General features: G+C 59.5%; 15 protein-coding genes. 7 read left to right on the top strand and 8 right to left on the bottom strand.

Annotation, left to right across the window (positions count from 1 at the left end; translation table 11 throughout):
• Positions 1-9 precede the first annotated feature (9 nt).
• Both JMJ54_RS00970 and adhE read right to left on the bottom strand, forming a co-directional pair.
• Positions 10-750: an acetoacetate decarboxylase gene (locus tag JMJ54_RS00970; protein ID WP_203536079.1), complete on the bottom strand. Its 741-nt coding sequence runs from the start codon at positions 748-750 to the stop codon at positions 10-12.
• Between the two features lie 181 nt (positions 751-931).
• Positions 932-3,553: a bifunctional acetaldehyde-CoA/alcohol dehydrogenase gene (gene adhE / locus JMJ54_RS00975; protein ID WP_203536080.1), complete on the bottom strand. Its 2,622-nt coding sequence runs from the start codon at positions 3,551-3,553 to the stop codon at positions 932-934.
• Between the two features lie 344 nt (positions 3,554-3,897).
• Here adhE and JMJ54_RS00980 point away from each other — a divergent pair, with 344 nt between their 5' ends.
• Positions 3,898-4,293 (top strand): hypothetical protein, encoded by a 396-nt coding sequence (locus tag JMJ54_RS00980; protein ID WP_203536081.1) that lies wholly within the window; start codon positions 3,898-3,900, stop codon positions 4,291-4,293.
• A gap of 212 nt (positions 4,294-4,505) precedes the next feature.
• Here JMJ54_RS00980 and JMJ54_RS00985 read toward each other — a convergent pair whose 3' ends face one another.
• Entirely contained in the window at positions 4,506-5,156 is a 651-nt protein-coding gene (locus JMJ54_RS00985) for a 3-oxoacid CoA-transferase subunit B (RefSeq protein ID WP_203536082.1), read from the bottom strand.
• Between the two features lie 5 nt (positions 5,157-5,161).
• A complete protein-coding gene (locus JMJ54_RS00990) occupies positions 5,162-5,809 on the bottom strand; it encodes a CoA transferase subunit A (RefSeq protein WP_203536083.1) in 648 nt (215 codons plus the stop codon).
• Between the two features lie 248 nt (positions 5,810-6,057).
• Between JMJ54_RS00990 and JMJ54_RS00995 the strand changes: the two genes are divergently transcribed.
• The 5 genes from JMJ54_RS00995 to JMJ54_RS01015 all read left to right on the top strand — a co-directional run bounded on the left by JMJ54_RS00995 (position 6,058) and on the right by JMJ54_RS01015 (position 11,369).
• Positions 6,058-7,050 carry a hypothetical protein gene (locus tag JMJ54_RS00995; RefSeq protein WP_203536084.1) on the top strand — a complete coding sequence of 331 codons (993 nt, stop codon included), beginning with the start codon at positions 6,058-6,060 and terminating at the stop codon, positions 7,048-7,050.
• A 4-nt stretch (positions 7,051-7,054) separates the two neighbouring features.
• Complete coding sequence (locus JMJ54_RS01000; protein ID WP_203536085.1) at positions 7,055-8,176, top strand: BamA/TamA family outer membrane protein; 1,122 nt, start codon at positions 7,055-7,057, stop codon at positions 8,174-8,176.
• 535 nt (positions 8,177-8,711) lie between these two features.
• Entirely contained in the window at positions 8,712-9,689 is a 978-nt protein-coding gene (locus tag JMJ54_RS01005) for a DUF1852 domain-containing protein (RefSeq protein ID WP_203536086.1), read from the top strand.
• Between the two features lie 26 nt (positions 9,690-9,715).
• Complete coding sequence (locus JMJ54_RS01010; RefSeq protein ID WP_203536087.1) at positions 9,716-10,744, top strand: methionine synthase; 1,029 nt, start codon at positions 9,716-9,718, stop codon at positions 10,742-10,744.
• 115 nt (positions 10,745-10,859) lie between these two features.
• Positions 10,860-11,369: a flavin reductase family protein gene (locus tag JMJ54_RS01015; protein ID WP_203536088.1), complete on the top strand. Its 510-nt coding sequence runs from the start codon at positions 10,860-10,862 to the stop codon at positions 11,367-11,369.
• Positions 11,370-11,600: 231 nt separating this feature from the next.
• Here the strand turns inward: JMJ54_RS01015 and JMJ54_RS01020 are convergent, their stop codons facing one another.
• Positions 11,601-12,623: a hypothetical protein gene (locus tag JMJ54_RS01020; protein ID WP_203536089.1), complete on the bottom strand. Its 1,023-nt coding sequence runs from the start codon at positions 12,621-12,623 to the stop codon at positions 11,601-11,603.
• A 325-nt stretch (positions 12,624-12,948) separates the two neighbouring features.
• Between JMJ54_RS01020 and JMJ54_RS01025 the strand changes: the two genes are divergently transcribed.
• Positions 12,949-13,827: a helix-turn-helix transcriptional regulator gene (locus tag JMJ54_RS01025; RefSeq protein ID WP_203536090.1), complete on the top strand. Its 879-nt coding sequence runs from the start codon at positions 12,949-12,951 to the stop codon at positions 13,825-13,827.
• Between the two features lie 162 nt (positions 13,828-13,989).
• Here the strand turns inward: JMJ54_RS01025 and JMJ54_RS01030 are convergent, their stop codons facing one another.
• From JMJ54_RS01030 to JMJ54_RS01040, 3 genes are read right to left on the bottom strand one after another with little or no spacing between them, the layout of a single operon-like run.
• Positions 13,990-14,418: a universal stress protein gene (locus JMJ54_RS01030; RefSeq protein WP_203536091.1), complete on the bottom strand. Its 429-nt coding sequence runs from the start codon at positions 14,416-14,418 to the stop codon at positions 13,990-13,992.
• 19 nt (positions 14,419-14,437) lie between these two features.
• Positions 14,438-14,857, bottom strand: coding sequence for a universal stress protein (locus JMJ54_RS01035; RefSeq protein ID WP_203536092.1), 420 nt, complete (start codon positions 14,855-14,857; stop codon positions 14,438-14,440).
• Between the two features lie 31 nt (positions 14,858-14,888).
• Positions 14,889-17,615, bottom strand: coding sequence for a cation-transporting P-type ATPase (locus JMJ54_RS01040; protein WP_203536093.1), 2,727 nt, complete (start codon positions 17,613-17,615; stop codon positions 14,889-14,891).
• Positions 17,616-17,770: the final 155 nt, after the last annotated feature.

The raw sequence follows: 17,770 nt of genomic DNA on the forward strand, positions 1-17,770 counted from the left end.
GCTTTTTCCTCAGGCCAGATAGTCGAACGCGACTTCACCCAGTCCCAGGGTCAGGTCTGCCACGATATGGCGGGCTTCCAGCACCTCCAGCACGGGAAGCTCGGCAACCGGTGCCAGCGCGTGCGGAAACAGAGAGAGTGCAGCAGGGCCGGACCAGGCGCCTTTGACGGTGACGTCCTGCAGGTGGTAACGCACCAGCTCGCAAATACGGGGGGTGCCGTCGACATGGGGAATGATTTTCAGCAGGAAGTTCGGCGTATCCGACAGTGAGCGCGCGATCGCCGCCGCATCGAGCGTCTTGTGCTTGTAGCCCATCGTCGCCGTCGCCACGCGAACCGCACCGTAGTCCAGTTCGCCAACCAGTGTGTCGATATGCACCTGCAGTCGTGGTGCGGCGAGCTTCTTCGGAAACCCCCACAACTCGCGGCCGCCGGCAATCGGCGGGTGATCGTTCAGATACATCGCGTGCGTGTAGCTGCCGGTCTGGCCCTTGTAGCTCACCGGGATGACCTGACCACTTTCGGTGTAATCCCCGAAGCCGGTGGAATCCGGCATGCGGATGAACTCGTAATGCACCAGCGGTTCGGTCACCTCCAGCGGCTCGGGTACGACCTCGCGCAACTTGGCCGGGTCGGTGCGGTAGGTCACGATGAAGTACTCGCGATCGACGAACCGGTAGGGCCCAACAGGAAATGCGGGGCTGGTGAACGGCATGGCGAATGCCTGTTCGCGGATGGTTCCGATGTTCATGAGCGGTGTCTCTTCCGGATGGACGGATTTGTTCGGGCTCATGAAGCATAGGATGGTGAAATGAAACGCGCGGTTTCATGACAAAAAAAAGAAAGCAAAGGCGTTGCCTTTGCTTTCCTTGGTGCGATCGCAGGCGCGATCTGTTTGATTCACCCTCTAACGAGGGTGAGTCGCGCCACGCTTATTTGGCTTGATCGCGTTCGTACGCTTCAACGTACGGGCGGCCGTAGTAGCTGTCGAGCAGCAGCTGCTTCAGTTCCGAGATCAGCGGATAGCGCGGGTTGGCGCCGGTGCACTGGTCATCGAATGCTTCTTCGGCCACTTCGTCGAGCTTGGCGAGGAACTCCTTCTCCGGCACGCCGGCCGCCTGGATCGACATCGGAATGTCGAGGCAAGCCTTCATCTCGTCGACCCAGGCGATCAGCGACTCGACCTTCTGGTCGTCATTCTTGCCCGGCAGGCCGAGATGTTCGGCGATGTCGGCATAACGGCACTTGCCGATCGGACGGTCGTACTGGCTGAACGCGGTCTGCTTGGTCGGAATGTCGGCCGAGTTGTAGCGGATGACGTTCGAGATCAGCAGGGCGTTGGCCAGACCGTGCGCCAGATGGAACTCGGCACCGATCTTGTGCGCCATCGAGTGGCAGACGCCGAGGAAGGCGTTGGCAAACGACATGCCGGCGATCGTGGCCGCGTTGTGCACCTGTTCGCGCGCTTTCGGATCCTTGGCGCCGTTGGCGTACGAGGAGGGCAGGTATTCCTTCAGCAGCTTGAGCGCCTGCAGGGCCTGCGGGTCCGAGTACTCGGTTGCCATCACCGATGCATAGGCTTCCAGGGCGTGCGTCACTGCGTCGATGCCACCGTAAGCGGTCAGGCTCTTCGGCATGTCCATGACCAGGTTGGCGTCGATGATCGCCATGTTCGGGGTGAGCTCGTAGTCGGCGATCGGATACTTCATGCCGGTCTTCTCGTCGGTCACCACGGCGAACGGCGTCACTTCCGAACCGGTACCCGAGGTGGTCGGGATCGCGATCAGTTCTGCCTTCACGCCCATTTTCGGGAACTTGTAGATGCGCTTGCGGATGTCCATGAAGCGCAGGGCCAGTTCTTCGAAGTGGACGTCCGGGTGTTCGTACATCACCCACATGATCTTGGCTGCATCCATCGGGCTACCGCCACCCAGGGCAATGATCACGTCCGGCTTGAAGGTGTTCAGCAGCGCCACACCTGCACGGACCACTTCCAGCGTCGGATCGGCCGGCACGTCGTAGAACACTTCGACTTCGAGGCCCATCTGCTTGAGGATGCGGATGGTTTCGTCGCAGAAGCCGTTGTTGAACAGGTAGTGGCCGGTCACGATGGCGGCGCGCTTCTTGTTGCTCAGCTCCTCGAGTGCGATCGGCAGGCAACCGCGGCGGAAATAGATGCTCTTAGGCAGTTTGTGCCACAACATGTTTTCGGCCCTCTTCGCGACGGTTTTCTTGTTGATCAGGTGCTTCGGACCAACGTTCTCGGAGATCGAGTTGCCACCCCAGGAGCCGCAACCCAGCGTCAGGGACGGGGCGAGCTTGAAGTTGTACAGGTCGCCGATGCCGCCTTGCGACGATGGCGTATTGATGAGGATCCGCGCGGTCTTCATCTTGTCGCCGAAGTAGTTGATGCGCTCGCCCTGCAGATCCTGGTCGGTATACAGCGAGGAGGTGTGGCCGATGCCGCCCAGCGCGACCAGCGCTTCGGCCTTGGTCACCGCGTCGTAGAAGTCCTTGGCGCGGTACATGCCCAGCACCGGGCTCAGTTTTTCGTGCGCGAAGGCTTCCTCTTCACCGACCGACGTCACTTCACCGATCAGCACCTTGGTATACGGCGGTACCTTGACGCCAGCCATCTCGGCGATCTTGATCGCGGACTGGCCAACGATATTGGCATTCAGGCCGCCATTGATCAGGATGACCTTGCGGACCGCTTCGGCGTCCTTCTTGCTCAGGATGTGGCCACCGTTCTTCGAGAAGCGTTCTTTGGCGGCTTCGTAGACTTCGTCAACGATGATCACGGCCTGTTCGGACGCACACACCACGCCGTTGTCGAACGTCTTCGACATCAGGATCGAAGCGACCATGCGCTTGATGTCGGCAGTTTCGTCAACGACAACCGGGGTGTTGCCGGCGCCAACGCCGATCGCCGGCTTGCCGGACGAGTAGGCGGCCTTCACCATACCCGGGCCGCCGGTCGCGAGGATCAGGTTGACGTCCGGGTGCTTCATCAGGTGGTTCGACAGCTCGACGCTCGGCGCATCGATCCAGCCGATAATGTCGCGCGGCGCACCGGCGGCAACGGCGGCTTCGAGCACCAGACGAGCAGCAGCGTTGGTCGAGTCCTTGGCTCGCGGGTGCGGGCTGAAGATGATGCCGTTGCGGGTCTTCAGCGAAATCAGCGCCTTGAAGATCGCGGTCGACGTCGGGTTGGTCGTCGGGACGATGCCACAGATGATGCCGATCGGCTCGGCAATAGTGATCGTGCCGAACGCATCGTCGGTCGACAGGATGCCGCAGGTCTTTTCGTCCTTGTAGGCGTTGTAGATGTATTCGGAGGCGAAGTGGTTCTTGATGACCTTGTCTTCAAGCACGCCCATGCCGGTTTCGGAAACCGCCTGCTTGGCCAGCGGGATGCGTGCGTCAGCGGCAGCCAGTGCGGCGCAGCGGAAGATATTGTCGACTTGCTCCTGGGTATAGGTTGCAAACAGTTGCTGCGCTTTCTTGACGCGGGCAACCAGTGCGTCGAGTTCTTGCACCGAAGTAACAGCCATGGTGATCTCCTTGGTTTTCAAGACATGCCGTGATCGAGTCGTGGTCGATCGGATGGCGGTGCCGGTTCAGCTAGAGCCTTGCTTCGTAAAACATGTGCCAACGAATCGGACAACCATCGGTATCAATAATTCAACGTCATCGTAGTCCTTGGGTGCCAAGATAAATCTGACCTAGGTCAAACGGCAACAACAATATGAACATATAGTCGCATAATGTATATTATGTTAAGTTGTTTGCTCGAATATCTCGACGTCCTCGGAAAACTCCTTCTGATGCCGAAGAAAGAAAACCCCCGCTCGCCGGGGGTTTTTTAACGCCAGCACCAAACAGCACCGACCTGCTGATGATGATGCGTCGATTGCCATCGGCGACGATGGCTGCCTCGATGGGCATCAGCGAGGCCGAGTACGAGCGCTACGTACGCGGCCAGAAGAAAATCACCCGGATGGTCTACGCCTTCATCCGTTGCGTGACTGGGGCCGAATTGCCGGCAGGCTTCGGCGAGTTCGCCGGAATGCGCATCGAGCGCGGCAGAATCATCGCCCGGCCGAACCAACACCACAACTGCGGCATCCGCTACGACGACCTAGTGCACACGGAGTATCTGCGCACCTGTGGCGAGCTGGCCAAGGCTCAGGCGAACCTAATCGAGCGCCTGAGCAAAGAGCGTGATTTCTATCGGCGACAGTGCTCGAAGGATGCGCGATTCGGGATGATGCTGAACAAGATTTTCCCGTAGTTAATCACCGTCGGTCTTCAAACGGTCGAGTGCTTAACCGTGGAAATCTGCCGGAAGTGCAACGTTTTGATGCCCGCCTCGGCCAAGAAGGCGTCACGCTCGGCGTCCTTGGCCTGCTTGCTGTTTGCGTCGAGTCATCGAGTTTCTCTAGCGTTGGCCCGGCACGCCCCTTGCGAGCCGTGCCCTAACCGCAAAATCGCGTTTACCGACCGTTAGATCGCCATCGTCAGCACCTGTTCAGGTACGATCAGCTCGGCCTCAGTGCTGGCCAAAACATCGGCCACGGTCACACCCGGCGCAATCTCCAGCAGCGTGGCTCGTCCGCCCGGGAAGGCAATCACCGCGAGATCAGTGACCAGCAGATCTACTTGGCGCTCTGCAGTGAGTGGCAGGTTGCATTGTTTGACGATTTTGGCCTTTCCCTTGGCCGTATGCTGCATGGCGACCACCACCCGCTTGGCGCCGGTGACCAGGTCCATGGCGCCCCCCATGCCCGGCACCATTTTGCCCGGAATCATCCAGTTGGCGAGGTGCCCCTGCTGGTCCACCTGGAGACCGCCGAGTACCGTCATGTCGACATGTCCGCCACGGATCAGGCCGAAAGAAACCGCACTGTCGAAGGTGCAAGCGCCAGGCAAAGCGGTCACGGGCCGCCCTCCGGCGTCGGTGAGAAGGCGGAGCTGCATGCCCGGTTCCGGCACCGGCCCGGTGCCGATGAGACCGTTTTCGGATTGGAAATAGACATGGATTCCCGCTGGCAGGTAATTGGCCACCAAAGAGGAAATGCCGATGCCCAGATTGACGAGCATGCCATCGCGCAGTTCCTGCGCAATCCGCTTGGCAATTGTGATTTGTGCATCCATGTCGGTCACCCGTTCATCAATAGATAGTCAATCACCGGAGCGGGGGTATGCACTTGATCCGGGCTGATAACGCCGGTGGGGACGATGTTGTCCGCCTCGGCAATGACTTGTTTGCCTGCCATGGCAATTACCGGATTGAAGTTCCGGGCCGTCAGTGTGTAATGGAGGTTGCCGAGGTAGTCGGCCAGAAAGCTGTTCACCAGCGCGAAGTCGGCATGCAAGGCCGTTTCCAGCAGATACTCCTTGCCATCCACCTCCAGTTTGCGCTTGCCCTCTTCGACGATGGTCCCTACTCCGGTCGGCGTGAGGACGCCGCCCAAGCCATGGCCAGCAGCACGGATGCGCTCGATCAGCGTGCCTTGGGGCACCAGCTCCACCTCAAGTTCACCGGCCAGCATTTTCTGCTGGGTTTCCGGATTGAGGCCAATATGGCTGGCAATGACCTTGCTGACCAATCCGGCACTCACCAACTTGCCGATGCCCGCGCCGGGCAGAGCCGTATCGTTGGCGATCACCGTGAGCCCGCGTTTGTGCTGCCGCACCAGTTCGTCGATCAAGCGCTCCGGCGAGCCCACCGCCATGAAGCCACCAATCATGAGACTCGCGCCATCAGGAATGATGGCCACCGCCTCTTCAACGGAAACAGCTTTCATTTTCGGCCTTTTCGGTTCGAGATTGAAAGATCTTGCTGCCCAGCCTCGCCTCCTCCGAAGTCCGATTGGCGAAGCCGCCGGGACGTGGCTTGCCCGATTTGTAGCACATGTGCGGGACAGGAGATTGACAGCCCCGTGACGCTTCACGCCGGCCATGCGATAACCAGCGCCCAAAAATTTGCGACAAGTTAACTGTCGCCCACTATCATCGCGGCGATAGCTTCACGTTGGTGAGCAGCCTAATCCCCATGAAATCGACAATAAAAAAATGGCTACCGGCATTGCTGCTGTGTGCTGCGCAGCCGGCCCTGGCGGCCGAGACCACGTCGGCCGTCGCGCTGCCTAACCTTGGCTACGAAGGCAACGTCACGCCACTGCCGCCGCAGGACGGCGCCGCGGCGCCGAAACAGTGGGACCGCGCACTGCCCTTCTTCGCCCAGCGTGTTGTCGACCGCGGCATCGACCTGCCCAATCCGTACGACGTCGGCTTTTCGTACTACTACACCGAACAGAACATGCTGCTGAGCAACCTGAAGGTGTCGGTCAACGACAATCCGCTGAGATCGGCCGGTTTCGTCGCCTTTCCGAAAAGCACGCTGGAGAACCATTCCGAACAGGTCCAGGTCGGCGCATGGCTGTTCCCGTTCATGAACGTCTACGGCATTGCCGGCCACATCAGCGGTGGCGGCGACATCGGCCTGTCGATCAAGGCCGACGATGCGGTGCAGTTCATCACAGGGATCGACCGCTGCTCGGGCCGCCGCAAGCCGGACTGGTGCGGCAAGACGCTCGAGGCCACCGCGCGCGCCAACTACGACGGTTATTCGTACGGGGTCGGCATGACCCTGGTCGGCAACCTCGACCGGCTGTTCTTCTCGCTACCGGTTACCTACACGGTATCGAACGTGTCGATGTCGGACACCGACGCCAAGAGCCTGAACGTCGCGCCCCGTGTCGGGGTCAACTGGCAGCTCGGGGATTACGGCACGGTGATGACCTATGCCGGCGCGACCTATCTGCACACCACGGTGACGATCACCGGCTCGGCGACACTGCCGACGTCGGAAACCGACATCGGCGAGGACACCAAGGTCAATTTCAGCATCGACGAGAAGATTGCCAATCCGTGGAACGGGCTGGCCGGTTTCCACTGGATGGTCAACCGCAATATCAGCCTGATGGCGGAACTCGCCTTCGGCGCGCGACAGGGCTACATTCTGAGCGCCTTCTACCGCTTCTGACCCGATGAGACTCTGCGCCCTCGTCCTGACTGCCACGCTGCTCGCCGGCACCGCCCGTGCCGACGACGACAGCTGGCTCGACCGTACCCTGACCCGCCTCGGCGCCTCGAAGGAAGTCGACCTGAGCAAGGGTATCGACTGGGGCGTGCTGCCCGGACCGTTCTACAACCCGGAAATGGGTGTCGGCATCGGCATGGCCGCGGTCGGGCTGTACAAGCCGCCGGGCGCCCTGCCCGACACCCAGCTGTCGACACTGACGCTCAAGGGCTTCGTCAGCTCCGTTGGCGCGATTGGCTTGGGCTTCGACAACAATACCTTCTTCGGCGACGACAGCTGGCGCTTCCAGGCGACCGGGATGATGGTCAACCTGCCGACCGCGTACTGGGGCGTCGGCTACGACGCCGGCAGCGACGACGCCAACAAGCACGACTACACCAAGGAAGAGTTCTCGCTGGCGCCGAAGATCCTGCGCCGGGTCGCACCGAACACCTATGTCGGCGTCGGCTGGAGCCTCACACAGACGCATGCGACCGAGGTCGAAGCCGGCAGCGCGATCGACACCGATCCGGACGGCCCATCGGTGCTGGCGTCGGGGATCACCGCACACTTCTACTACGACAGCCGCGATTTCATCCCCAATCCGAAGTACGGCCAGGCGTTGCAGGTGAACGCCGCGTTCTACGCGCCGGGCTTCGGCAGCGACAACCGCTTCCAGACGCTGGAAACGATCTACGACTATTACCACCCGGTCGGCGAGCACGACGTTCTGGCGCTCGACATCTACAGCCACCTCGCCTGGGGTGATGTGCCCTGGACGATGATGTCGCAGCTGGGCAACGGCAACCGGATGCGCGGCTACTTCCTCGGCCAGTACCGCGACAAGGACGTCATCTCGGCCCAGCTCGAATACCGCCACCACATCACCGGCCGCCACGGCGTGGTGTTCTGGGGCGGCGCCGGCACGCTGGCCGACTCGGTCGGTGGGCTCGGCAAGGATGCGCCATGGCTGCCGACCGTCGGTGTCGGCTACCGCTTCGAGTTCAAGCCGCGCGTCAACGTGCGGCTCGACTTCGGCGTCGGCCGCGATACGGCTGGCGTGTATTTCCAGATCAACGAGGCTTTTTGATACGAGCGAAAATTCTCGCATCTGGGTTTCTTCAGTTGTCTCCGCAATTCACCGCACGTGAGTTGCCTCCAGCGGCAGCGAGGCACCCTTCCCAGCTCCGCTCTTCTTCACAGCTGCGCCAAGTACGGCGGCAACTACGATCATCAGCACAGCAAAAGCCAGGGCGCAAAGCATGTCCGCACCCATTTGCAAGAGGAGAAGGCTTGGCACAAAGAAGGCGGAAGACGCAAAAAGACCTCGTGCGGGCGGCAAACTCATCAGGGTCGGGCCTGGCGCAGTTTCGCTATCGCCGCCCTGCCTGATGGCCTTCTGGCCTGCAGCTAACAACCACGATGGGGCGCTGTAGCCTCAAGACCGCTCCGGGGTGCAAATCTCCGTCATGTCGACATGAGCAATATTGAGTTCTGGCTACGCACCAAACCATGATCGCAACTAATGCATTAATGAGATTAGATCATTTTTACTCATCGATCGCTTGGCATAAAATGCACTCAGCCGCTTGACTGTGGGAAAAATAAAAGGGTGCCGGATCGCAATGAATAAAGAGTTCACATTCACCATCAAAAGCATTTGTTTCGATGAGAAGTATCAACCATCGGACGGCACGCGCATTACAACCAACTTCGCCAATCTGGCCAGGGGGCAGCAACGCCAGGAAAACCTGCGCAACGCACTGAGAATGATCGACAATCGTTTCAACTCTCTGGCGCACTGGGACAACCCAAGTGGAGATCGTTACGCTCTCCAGCTTGAAATCATTTCCGTCGAGATGGCTATTGGAAGTGATGGCAATGCCTTTCCTGCGATTGAGGTTCTGAAAACAAGCATTGTTGATCGCGTCACCAGCGAAGTCATCGAAGGCATTGTAGGGAATAATTTCTCATCCTACGTTCGGGATTATGATTTTAGTGTATTGCTGCTGGAGCACAACAAGAATCAACCCAAATTCAGCATCCCGGACAATTTTGGCGACTTGCACGGAAAAATATTCAAAAACTTCGTGAATTCTGACACGTACAAGCAGAATTTTTCCAAGCCGCCGGTCATTTGCCTCAGTGTTTCAGATAACAAAACCTATTGCCGGACTGAAAATCAGCATCCCGTGCTGGGTTTTGAATATCGCCCAAATGAGTCCTCTTTGACCGAGAGTTATTTCAAAAAAATGGGGTTGCAGGTCCGCTGCTTCATGCCACCCAATAGTGTTGCGCCGCTGACGTTTTATTTTTTTGGTGATTTGCTGAACGATTACACCAATCTTGAACTGATCAGCACCATCAGTACGATGGAAACATTTCAGAGAATTTATCGGCCCGAGATTTACAACGCCAATGCCGCCGCAGGTGCATGCTACAAGCCGAACCTGAAAAATCCGGATCATTCGGTCACTCATATTGTTTATGATCGTGAAGAACGCAGTCGGCTAGCGATTGAACAGGGAAAATTTGCCGAGGAATGCTTCGTCAAGCCGTACCGGGCCCTTCTTGAGGAATGGTCTGCCAATTACGCGCTTTGATCCATAAAAAACACAGGTCAGTCATCATGAAAAAATTGTTACCCACTTCGACTGCGGGGAGTTTGCCCAAGCCTTCCTGGCTGGCTCAGCCCGAGACACTTTGGTCACCCTGGAAATTGCAGGCCGAAGAATTGGCCGATGGCAAACAAGATGCTTTGCGCTTGTCATTGCAAGAACAGCAACAAGCGGGCATTGATATTGTCAGTGATGGCGAACAAACGCGCCAACACTTTGTCACGACGTTTATCGAGCACCTCGATGGGGTGGATTTCGCCAAGCGTGAGACCGTGCGAATTCGTGATCGCTACGACGCCAGCGTGCCGACAGTGGTGGGCGCAGTCAGCCGCCAGAAGCCGGTTTTTGTTGAAGATGCCAAGTTTCTGCGCCGGCAAACCGATCAACCGATCAAGTGGGCCCTGCCAGGCCCCATGACCATGATCGATACGCTTTACGATGCACATTACAAAAGCCGCGAGAAGCTAGCTTGGGAATTCGCCAAAATCCTCAATCAGGAAGCCCGGGAGCTGGAAGCCGCCGGCGTGGACATCATTCAGTTCGACGAACCGGCCTTCAATGTGTTTTTCGATGAGGTCAATGACTGGGGTATCGCCACGCTGGAACGCGCCATTGAGGGCCTCAAGTGCGAAACCGCCGTGCACATTTGTTATGGCTATGGCATCAAGGCCAATACGGACTGGAAAAAGACGCTTGGGTCCGAGTGGCGGCAATATGAAGAAATCTTCCCCAAGCTGCAAGCCTCCAGCATCGACATGATCTCGCTGGAATGCCACAATTCCCGCGTACCCATGGATCTGCTTGAGCTCATTCGCGGCAAAAAAGTAATGGTCGGGGCGATCGATGTGGCCAGCAATATCATTGAGACGCCTGAAGAGGTCGCCAATACACTGCGAAAAGCGCTTCAATTTGTCGATGCCGACAAGCTCTGCCCCTGCACCAATTGCGGCATGGCCCCCCTGCCCCGCCAGGTGGCAAGAGCCAAGCTGAATGCTTTGAGCGCAGGCGCGGAAATCGTCCGCAGGGAACTCTCGATCTAATCCCAAGCTGAATAAGGAAGTGCTATACGGGAAGGGTGAGGTCGGCCTGAATGATCGGGCTGCTTCAGGCCTTCCTGAATGCTCTTCTGGCTGCACTCAATACTCAGGATCCACCATGTCACTTTTTGGCACCGTCATCGAGCCATTACGCTTTCGCGAAGCGCTCGGGCACTACGCATCCGGCATTACGGTGATTACATCGCACATTGATGATGAACCGCTCGGCTTCACTTGCCAGTCATTCTATAGCGTATCGACGAGCCCGCCGCTGGTGTCATTCAGCGTGATGTCCGATTCGTACAGCTACCCCAAAATTCGCCGGGCAGGTCGATTTGCAGTCAACATCCTGTCAGGCGAGCAGGTCAAGATTTCCAACCAGTTCGCTCGACAAGGCGCCGACAAGTGGCACGACGTCGAATGGCAGGAATCACCGCTGGGCAATCCGATCATCACCGGCAGCCTGCACTGGCTTGATTGCGAAATTCACGCCGAACACGGCGCAGGTGATCACCTGATCGTGATTGGCGAAGTGAAGGCGTTAAATCTTCAAGAAGCTGCTGCTACGCAGCCATTGCTGTATTTCAAAGGGCAATATCGCAACCTCGCCGCGCATGGCGCTATTTGAGCATTCACCTTCGCACCCCTCTTCTACGACTCGCTCAATTGCGCGCCTCGCCAATGCGCCTGATGCCGGCGCCAAGAAATCGTGAGACGAAATAAATTCATCAACAATGGGATAGAGCGAGTTGTGGCGCCTTTAGAAAAACAAAAACCCCGAACAAGTCGAGGTTTTTGTTCAACTATGGCGTGCCGCGGGCCGTTCACACCATGCAGGGGGGAATCAGCACGCTTCTACCTAAGGCTTGCCAAGCCCATCCTGCCCACTCCAGCTCCAGTCCGGATAAAGCTGGTTGTTGACCGTGGCGTTGCTGCCAATAAACATGGCATGCGGGTTGCTCACTGTTTTCCATCCTGTCGCTGTCGAATTGTTGATTTCAATCACCACATTGCCGTAGATGGCATAGGGGCCGGAAACCGACGAATTCCGGTAGGCGGCAAACATCGTCTGCCCTCCCATGCCTAGCTGCCCAACCCGGCTATCGCGATCGATTTCAACCGACGCTTTCCCCCAGATGCCCAATGTGTCGATTCTCGTCCTGTTGTCTGCCAGCAAATAGGCGTTGGCGGACAGCTGTACATTGCTGAATTCATTGGCATGACCGGATTTTGCAGTCGAGGTGTCACGTACATCGAGCGTTGTCCGGGTGTTGCCCGATTCGAACTCGACGGTTGACCCGCCGATGACCAGAACTTCGCTACCGCTCAGGTTTGCGAGGAACAGGCTGCTGCTGTCGGTTGCGACCAGCTGGGCCATTGGTGCAGCCCAATCGCTTTGAGCGTTGGTGGTGATGCGATCGACGGTGACACTGGCGTTGGCTTTGGCCTTGATCGCAGCCGTTCCACCCGGAACATCGACATTGAAATTGGCGAAGCGCGCGGAAGCAGACTGAATCAGGATTGCGGCTTGCTCCCGGTTGCTCTGGCTGATGCGAACGGCTGCAGGCTTGTGCGCATCACCGACCACCTCGAATCCATTGCGGTCGATCACCAAAGGACCGTTGCACTCACCGGAAATGACGAACCGTACTTTGTCGGCATTCCAAGCCTTTTTCTCCAGCGCGTTTTTCAGCGCTTTGCTGTCGTTGGCACAATCGACCTTCACTCGCACCATTTTGTTGCCACCTGCCTTGCCTTCGGCGCTTTCGGAAGAAAAGGCACCCACCTCCTGATTCGCATCCAACGCCAAAGCCTGAGTGGACTGGAAGGCCAATGCAGCAGCAACGAGCCGGGCAAATGCGATAGTAATTCGTTTCATCATGATCCTCATTCGTAGATGCATTTTTAGTTGTGATTTGCAAGGACCGGCCATACTCAGCACGCCCCCCCCCAACTTGCAACTGTCGGGGTTAAGCCAAAGGGCCGTTTGCAAGCCGGCGCAACGCGGCTCGCTTGATGGGCGGCTCGTATTAGGGGCCAGTCGGTCGGGAAGAAGTGGGTCACCTTTTCAACCGGGCCATCCCACCGCACGCATTCTATTTCGCCGTTCAATGCCGACGGAATGTCTCGTCCTTGCTGGAAATTTGTCCGATCATGCGGTTGTTCGTATCAGGTTCAGACCGCCCCACTCCAGCAAACGCACCGCCATGGCCACCATCTACTACGAGCGCTTCGACCTTGCCCCGGACGTCGTGTCCGAGGTCTCGCGTCTGGTCGGGGCTCATGTTTATCACCAGGCGTCGTGCCCGGCCATGCGCCAGTACGGCATCTTCATGTGCGGCGTGGGCCGCCCGGACGGCCCTTGCGAGATTGAAAGAATCGATGCGCCGTTTCACGTGCTGATCGTCGTGCTGGACGGCATGGCGGAGCTGTTTGAAGGGGATCAGCACTGGCTGGTCGGGCCCGGGCAGTACGGCGTGCTGCCGATGCGTGGCCATCGCGGCTATCGCCGCATCGGTAGCGAGGCCATGCCTCATGCATGGTTTCTACTTGGCGACGAGGTCCGCTGGGAAGCACTGAACCGGGGCCACCCGTGGGTGGGCAGTTCTAAACATGGTGCGCGACTGCATGACGCAGTCTCACTCTTCCAGCGAGAGGCTCAGCTCAGCAATGAAGGAGCGCACGATGCACTGGTCCCGCAGACGCTCGAGCTGGTCAGTCGCCAGCTTGAGCGCTTGCTTGGGCTGGCCGGTACACGACCGGCACGCGAGCAATCCTTGCTGCAACTCCTCGACGATGTCCGCAAGGCGCCTGACGCCGACTGGTCGGTCGCGGTGCTCTGTCGGCGCGTGGGATTGGGCGCGACCCAATTGCATCGGCTCTGTGTCCGCCGGTTCGGCCGGGCACCCGCCCAACTGGTGTTCGATGTCCGCATGCAACTCGCACGCGAATGGCTGCAGGATGGTCGACGTGTCGCTGACGTGGCCACTGCGCTCGGATATCAGGAAATCGCCAGTTTCTCCCGCCGATTCAGCAGTCATTTTGGCTGTGCGCCCAGCCGGGTATCAAAAGGCAAGCCGTCGTAGCTTGCACGCGGCAAACGCAGCGCCACGACGCCCCACCTGCTGCGGCACCCTGGGTTTGCTCTGGTGCGGGCTCAGTCGCACCGGAATCAGCAAAACACCGGAAGCGCATCACTTCCGGTGTTTTCGACGCTTTCAGCTCGGCAATCGCCGGGCGGCAAGGCTTTACTTGATCAGCGTTACCGGCACGCCAGCACTGCTGGCCACGCTGTACGCGACAGAGCCGAACACGAAGCGCTGCAGCGTGCCACTGCCTCGTGTTCCCATGATGACGCGGTGGCAGTCGGCGCGATTGGCCTGTTCGCGAATCACCGTGGCGGGCTTGCCGAAGACGATCTTCTGGCTGAACGGAACATGTGCTTCGGTCAGCTTGTCGGCCGCAACAGCGATGGCGGCCTCGCCCTGCTCCTGCAGCATCGCCTGCATCGACTGGGTGTTGATGAGCCCCTCGACCAGCGAGGGATACAGCATGGGTTGCTGTACGTTGAGTAGCCGTACGGTCAGCGGTTTGCCGCCGGCAGCCAGTTTGATCGCGTAATCGACTGCGCGCAGGGCATTGTCCGAACCATCGACCGGAATCAGGATGTTCAGCATGGCAGGTTCTCCTTTCGGCTCAGTTGACAAGGGTGACAGGCAGATCGCTCAGGCTGACCACTTTGCCGGCCACGGACCCCAGCATGGCGCTGACCGCGGCGCCATAGCCGCGCGTCCCCATGTAGATGTGGTCGGCGCCGATTTCTTCTGCGACGAGCACGATGGTTTCCGCTACCGGGCCGGGCCGGGCACACACTTCGAACTGGACGCCCTTCGCCTCGAGCGCACTGCAGGCGCCGTCGAAAGCACGCTCGGCTTCCGCCTTGTAGATGGCGAGGACGTCGCCGTCGTTCATGAAGCTGCGGCCCCGAACGATCGGTACCTGCACATTCAGCAGCACCAGTCGGTCAAACGGCTGGTGATCGGCGAAATCAAGCACGGCCTGGACCGCATTCATCGACGGACGCGAGCCGTCGACGGGAACTAGGATGGTGGTCATCACGATCTCCTGAGTTGATGGTCAATTACGTTCATGCTTCGGCTGCCTTGCCGCGTCCCCGCAAGAACCAGCGAACGGCGCACTTTTCCAGTTCGACCACGACGAACACGGCCAAACCGATCATCAGGGCAATGCCCCAGTACGCCAGCGGCAACGGTTCGGTGCCGAAAATCCGGTTCATCGCCGGCACATAGCAGATCGCCAGTTGCAGCAGCAGCAAGGTTGCACTTGCCAGCCACAGGCCGGCGTTACGGAACATCGTGGCATTCAGCGAGAACCGGTCCTGAATGCGGCAATTGAACATGTAGACCCACTGCGCGGTGACCAGCGTTTGCAGCAGCACCGTACGGATGAAGTCTTCGCCATAACCGCGGCCGAGCAGGTACGCCTCGAGCCAGAAGGCGCTGCCGGCGATCAGCACGCCGACAAGCCCGATGCGCCACAAGGCATGCAGATCGAGGATGGATTTGCCCGGCACACGCGGCTTGCGCTGCATCATGCCCGCCTCTGCCGGCTCGAACGCCAGACCGAAGGCCAGCGTGGTCGACGTCGCCATGTTCATCCAGAGGATCTGCAGCGGCGTCAGTGGAATCGTCGTGCCGGCCAGCAGTGCGATGACGACCAGCAGGCCTTGCGCCAGGTTGGTCGGCAACGCGAACAGGATGGTCTTTTTCAGGTTGTCGTAGACGCGACGTCCTTCGGTGACCGCGCGGGCGATCGACGCGAAGTTGTCGTCGGCCAGCACCATGTCGGCGGCCTCCTTGGTGACCTCGGTGCCCTTGATGCCCATGGCGATACCGACGTCGGCCTGTTTCAGCGCCGGTGCATCGTTCACGCCGTCACCGGTCATGCCGACGACTTCGCCACTGGCCTGCAGCGCCCGGACCAGCCGCAATTTGTGCTCCGGGCTGGTGCGCGCAAAGATGTCGTGATTCGCGGCCGCCTTGCCCAGCTCTGCGTCGCTCATGTGCTCGAGCTGCGCGCCGGTGATGGCATCCTGCCAGTCGCGCATGCCGAGCATCTTGCCAATCGCCATCGCCGTTTCCGGGTGGTCGCCGGTAATCACCTTCACCCGGATGCCGGCCTGCTGGCAGACCGCAATCGCCTCGATGGCCTCGGGACGGGGTGGGTCCATCATCGCTGCAATGCCGAGGAAGACCACGCCGCCGGGCAGGCCGGCATGATCGATCCGGTGTGCATCATCGGCTGCCGGCTTGCAGGCGGCAGCCACCATGCGCAGGCCGAGTCGGGCGTAGCGGGCCATTTCTGCTTCCCAGAATGCCCGGCGGAACGGTTGCGCCCCGCCCTCGCCCAGCTCGGACTCCGCCATCGCAAACAGCACGTCAGGTGCGCCGGTGATGAACACGGTGTTGCCCTGATCGATGCGATGCAGCGTGGCCTGATACTTGTAGGCCGAATCGAACGGAATCTTGTCGATCAGTTCGGCATCCTCGAAGCGCAGGCCGGTCTTGGCGGCCAGCACCTGCAGTGCGCCGGCCGTCGGCGCACCGACGATCTGCCAGCGGCCGTCGTCACCACGTCGCAGCTGCGCGTCGTTGCACAGATGAATGGCCGCGATGAACTGCTTCAGCGCGGATCGACTGGCTGGCTGGACCGGCTGGCCGGTTGCTTCATCGGACAGCGTGCCAACCGGATCGTAGCTCTCGCCTTCGACCAGATAGCCCCCGTCGGACTGAAGCACGGCCTTGACGGTCATCTCGTTCATTGTCAGCGTGCCGGTCTTGTCGGAGCAGATCACCGTCATCGCACCGAGTGTCTCGACCGTGGGCAGTTTGCGGATGATGGCGTTTTTCCTTGCCATGCTGCGCACGCCCATCGACAGGATGATCGAGATGATGGCCGGCAAGCCCTCAGGCACGGCGGCAACGGCCAGGCTGATCAGCGCGAGCAGCAGCTCGCCAATGGGCAGATCGTGTAGCACGACGCTGAACACGAACAGCAGTGCCATCACGACAAGAATCAGGTAAAGGATGCCCTTGCCCAGTCGCTGCATCTGCAGCAGGAGCGGCGTCTGCTGCGGCTCGACCGCGGCCAGCATGCCGTTGATGTGGCCCAGCTCGGTCTGTTCGCCGCTCGCAATCACCACGCCGGTTGCGGTGCCGGCGCTGACGGTGGTGCCTGAATACGCCAGATTGGTGCGATCGCCGATCATGACTTCGCGGTCGATCGCATCGACCTGTTTGGCCACAACGGTCGACTCGCCGGTCAGGATGGCCTCTTCGACGCGCAGGTTGTGGACTTCGATCAGCCGTAAATCGGCAGGAATCTTGTCGCCGGGGCGCAGGGTGACGATGTCGCCCGGGACCAGCTCCTCGGCATCGATATCGCGTTTTTCGCCGTTCCGGATGACGTAAGCTCGGCTCGACAGCATGCCGCGGATCCCCTGAAGGGATTTCTCGGCGCTGCTCTCCTGATAGAAACCGATCAGCGCGTTGATCACCACCACGCCGAGGATGACTGCCGTATCGACCCAGTGCCCCATGACGCCGGTCAGCACCGCGGCGGCGAGCAGGATGTAGATCAGGACATCGTTGAAATGGGCGATGAACTTGAGCCAGACCGGGCGTCCTGCCCGTTCCGGCAGCCGGTTCGGGCCGTGCCGTTCGTATCGCGCAAGCGCGTCAGCGTCATTCAGCCCGCGCTCGCCGCTTTGCAGCTGTTCCAGAACGGCGCCGGCATCCTGCCGATACCACGTTGCGGTCGTTTCCCCTCTCTGCTGTTTGTCATGACCCTGCATGCGCACGTCCTCCTTGGCTGCCGAAGCGCGGAGGACGCAGGACGAGTTCGAATCAATTCAAAGGACGAGGGGCGACACCCGGGCAACGGAAAAATTAAACGGATGCCGAAGTCTAATTGACGCCTGCTATCGGAGGGCTTGACCCAGCTCAAGCT

Source organism: Jeongeupia naejangsanensis, from assembly GCF_016865585.1.
GTDB classification, from domain to species: domain Bacteria; phylum Pseudomonadota; class Gammaproteobacteria; order Burkholderiales; family Chitinibacteraceae; genus Jeongeupia; species Jeongeupia naejangsanensis.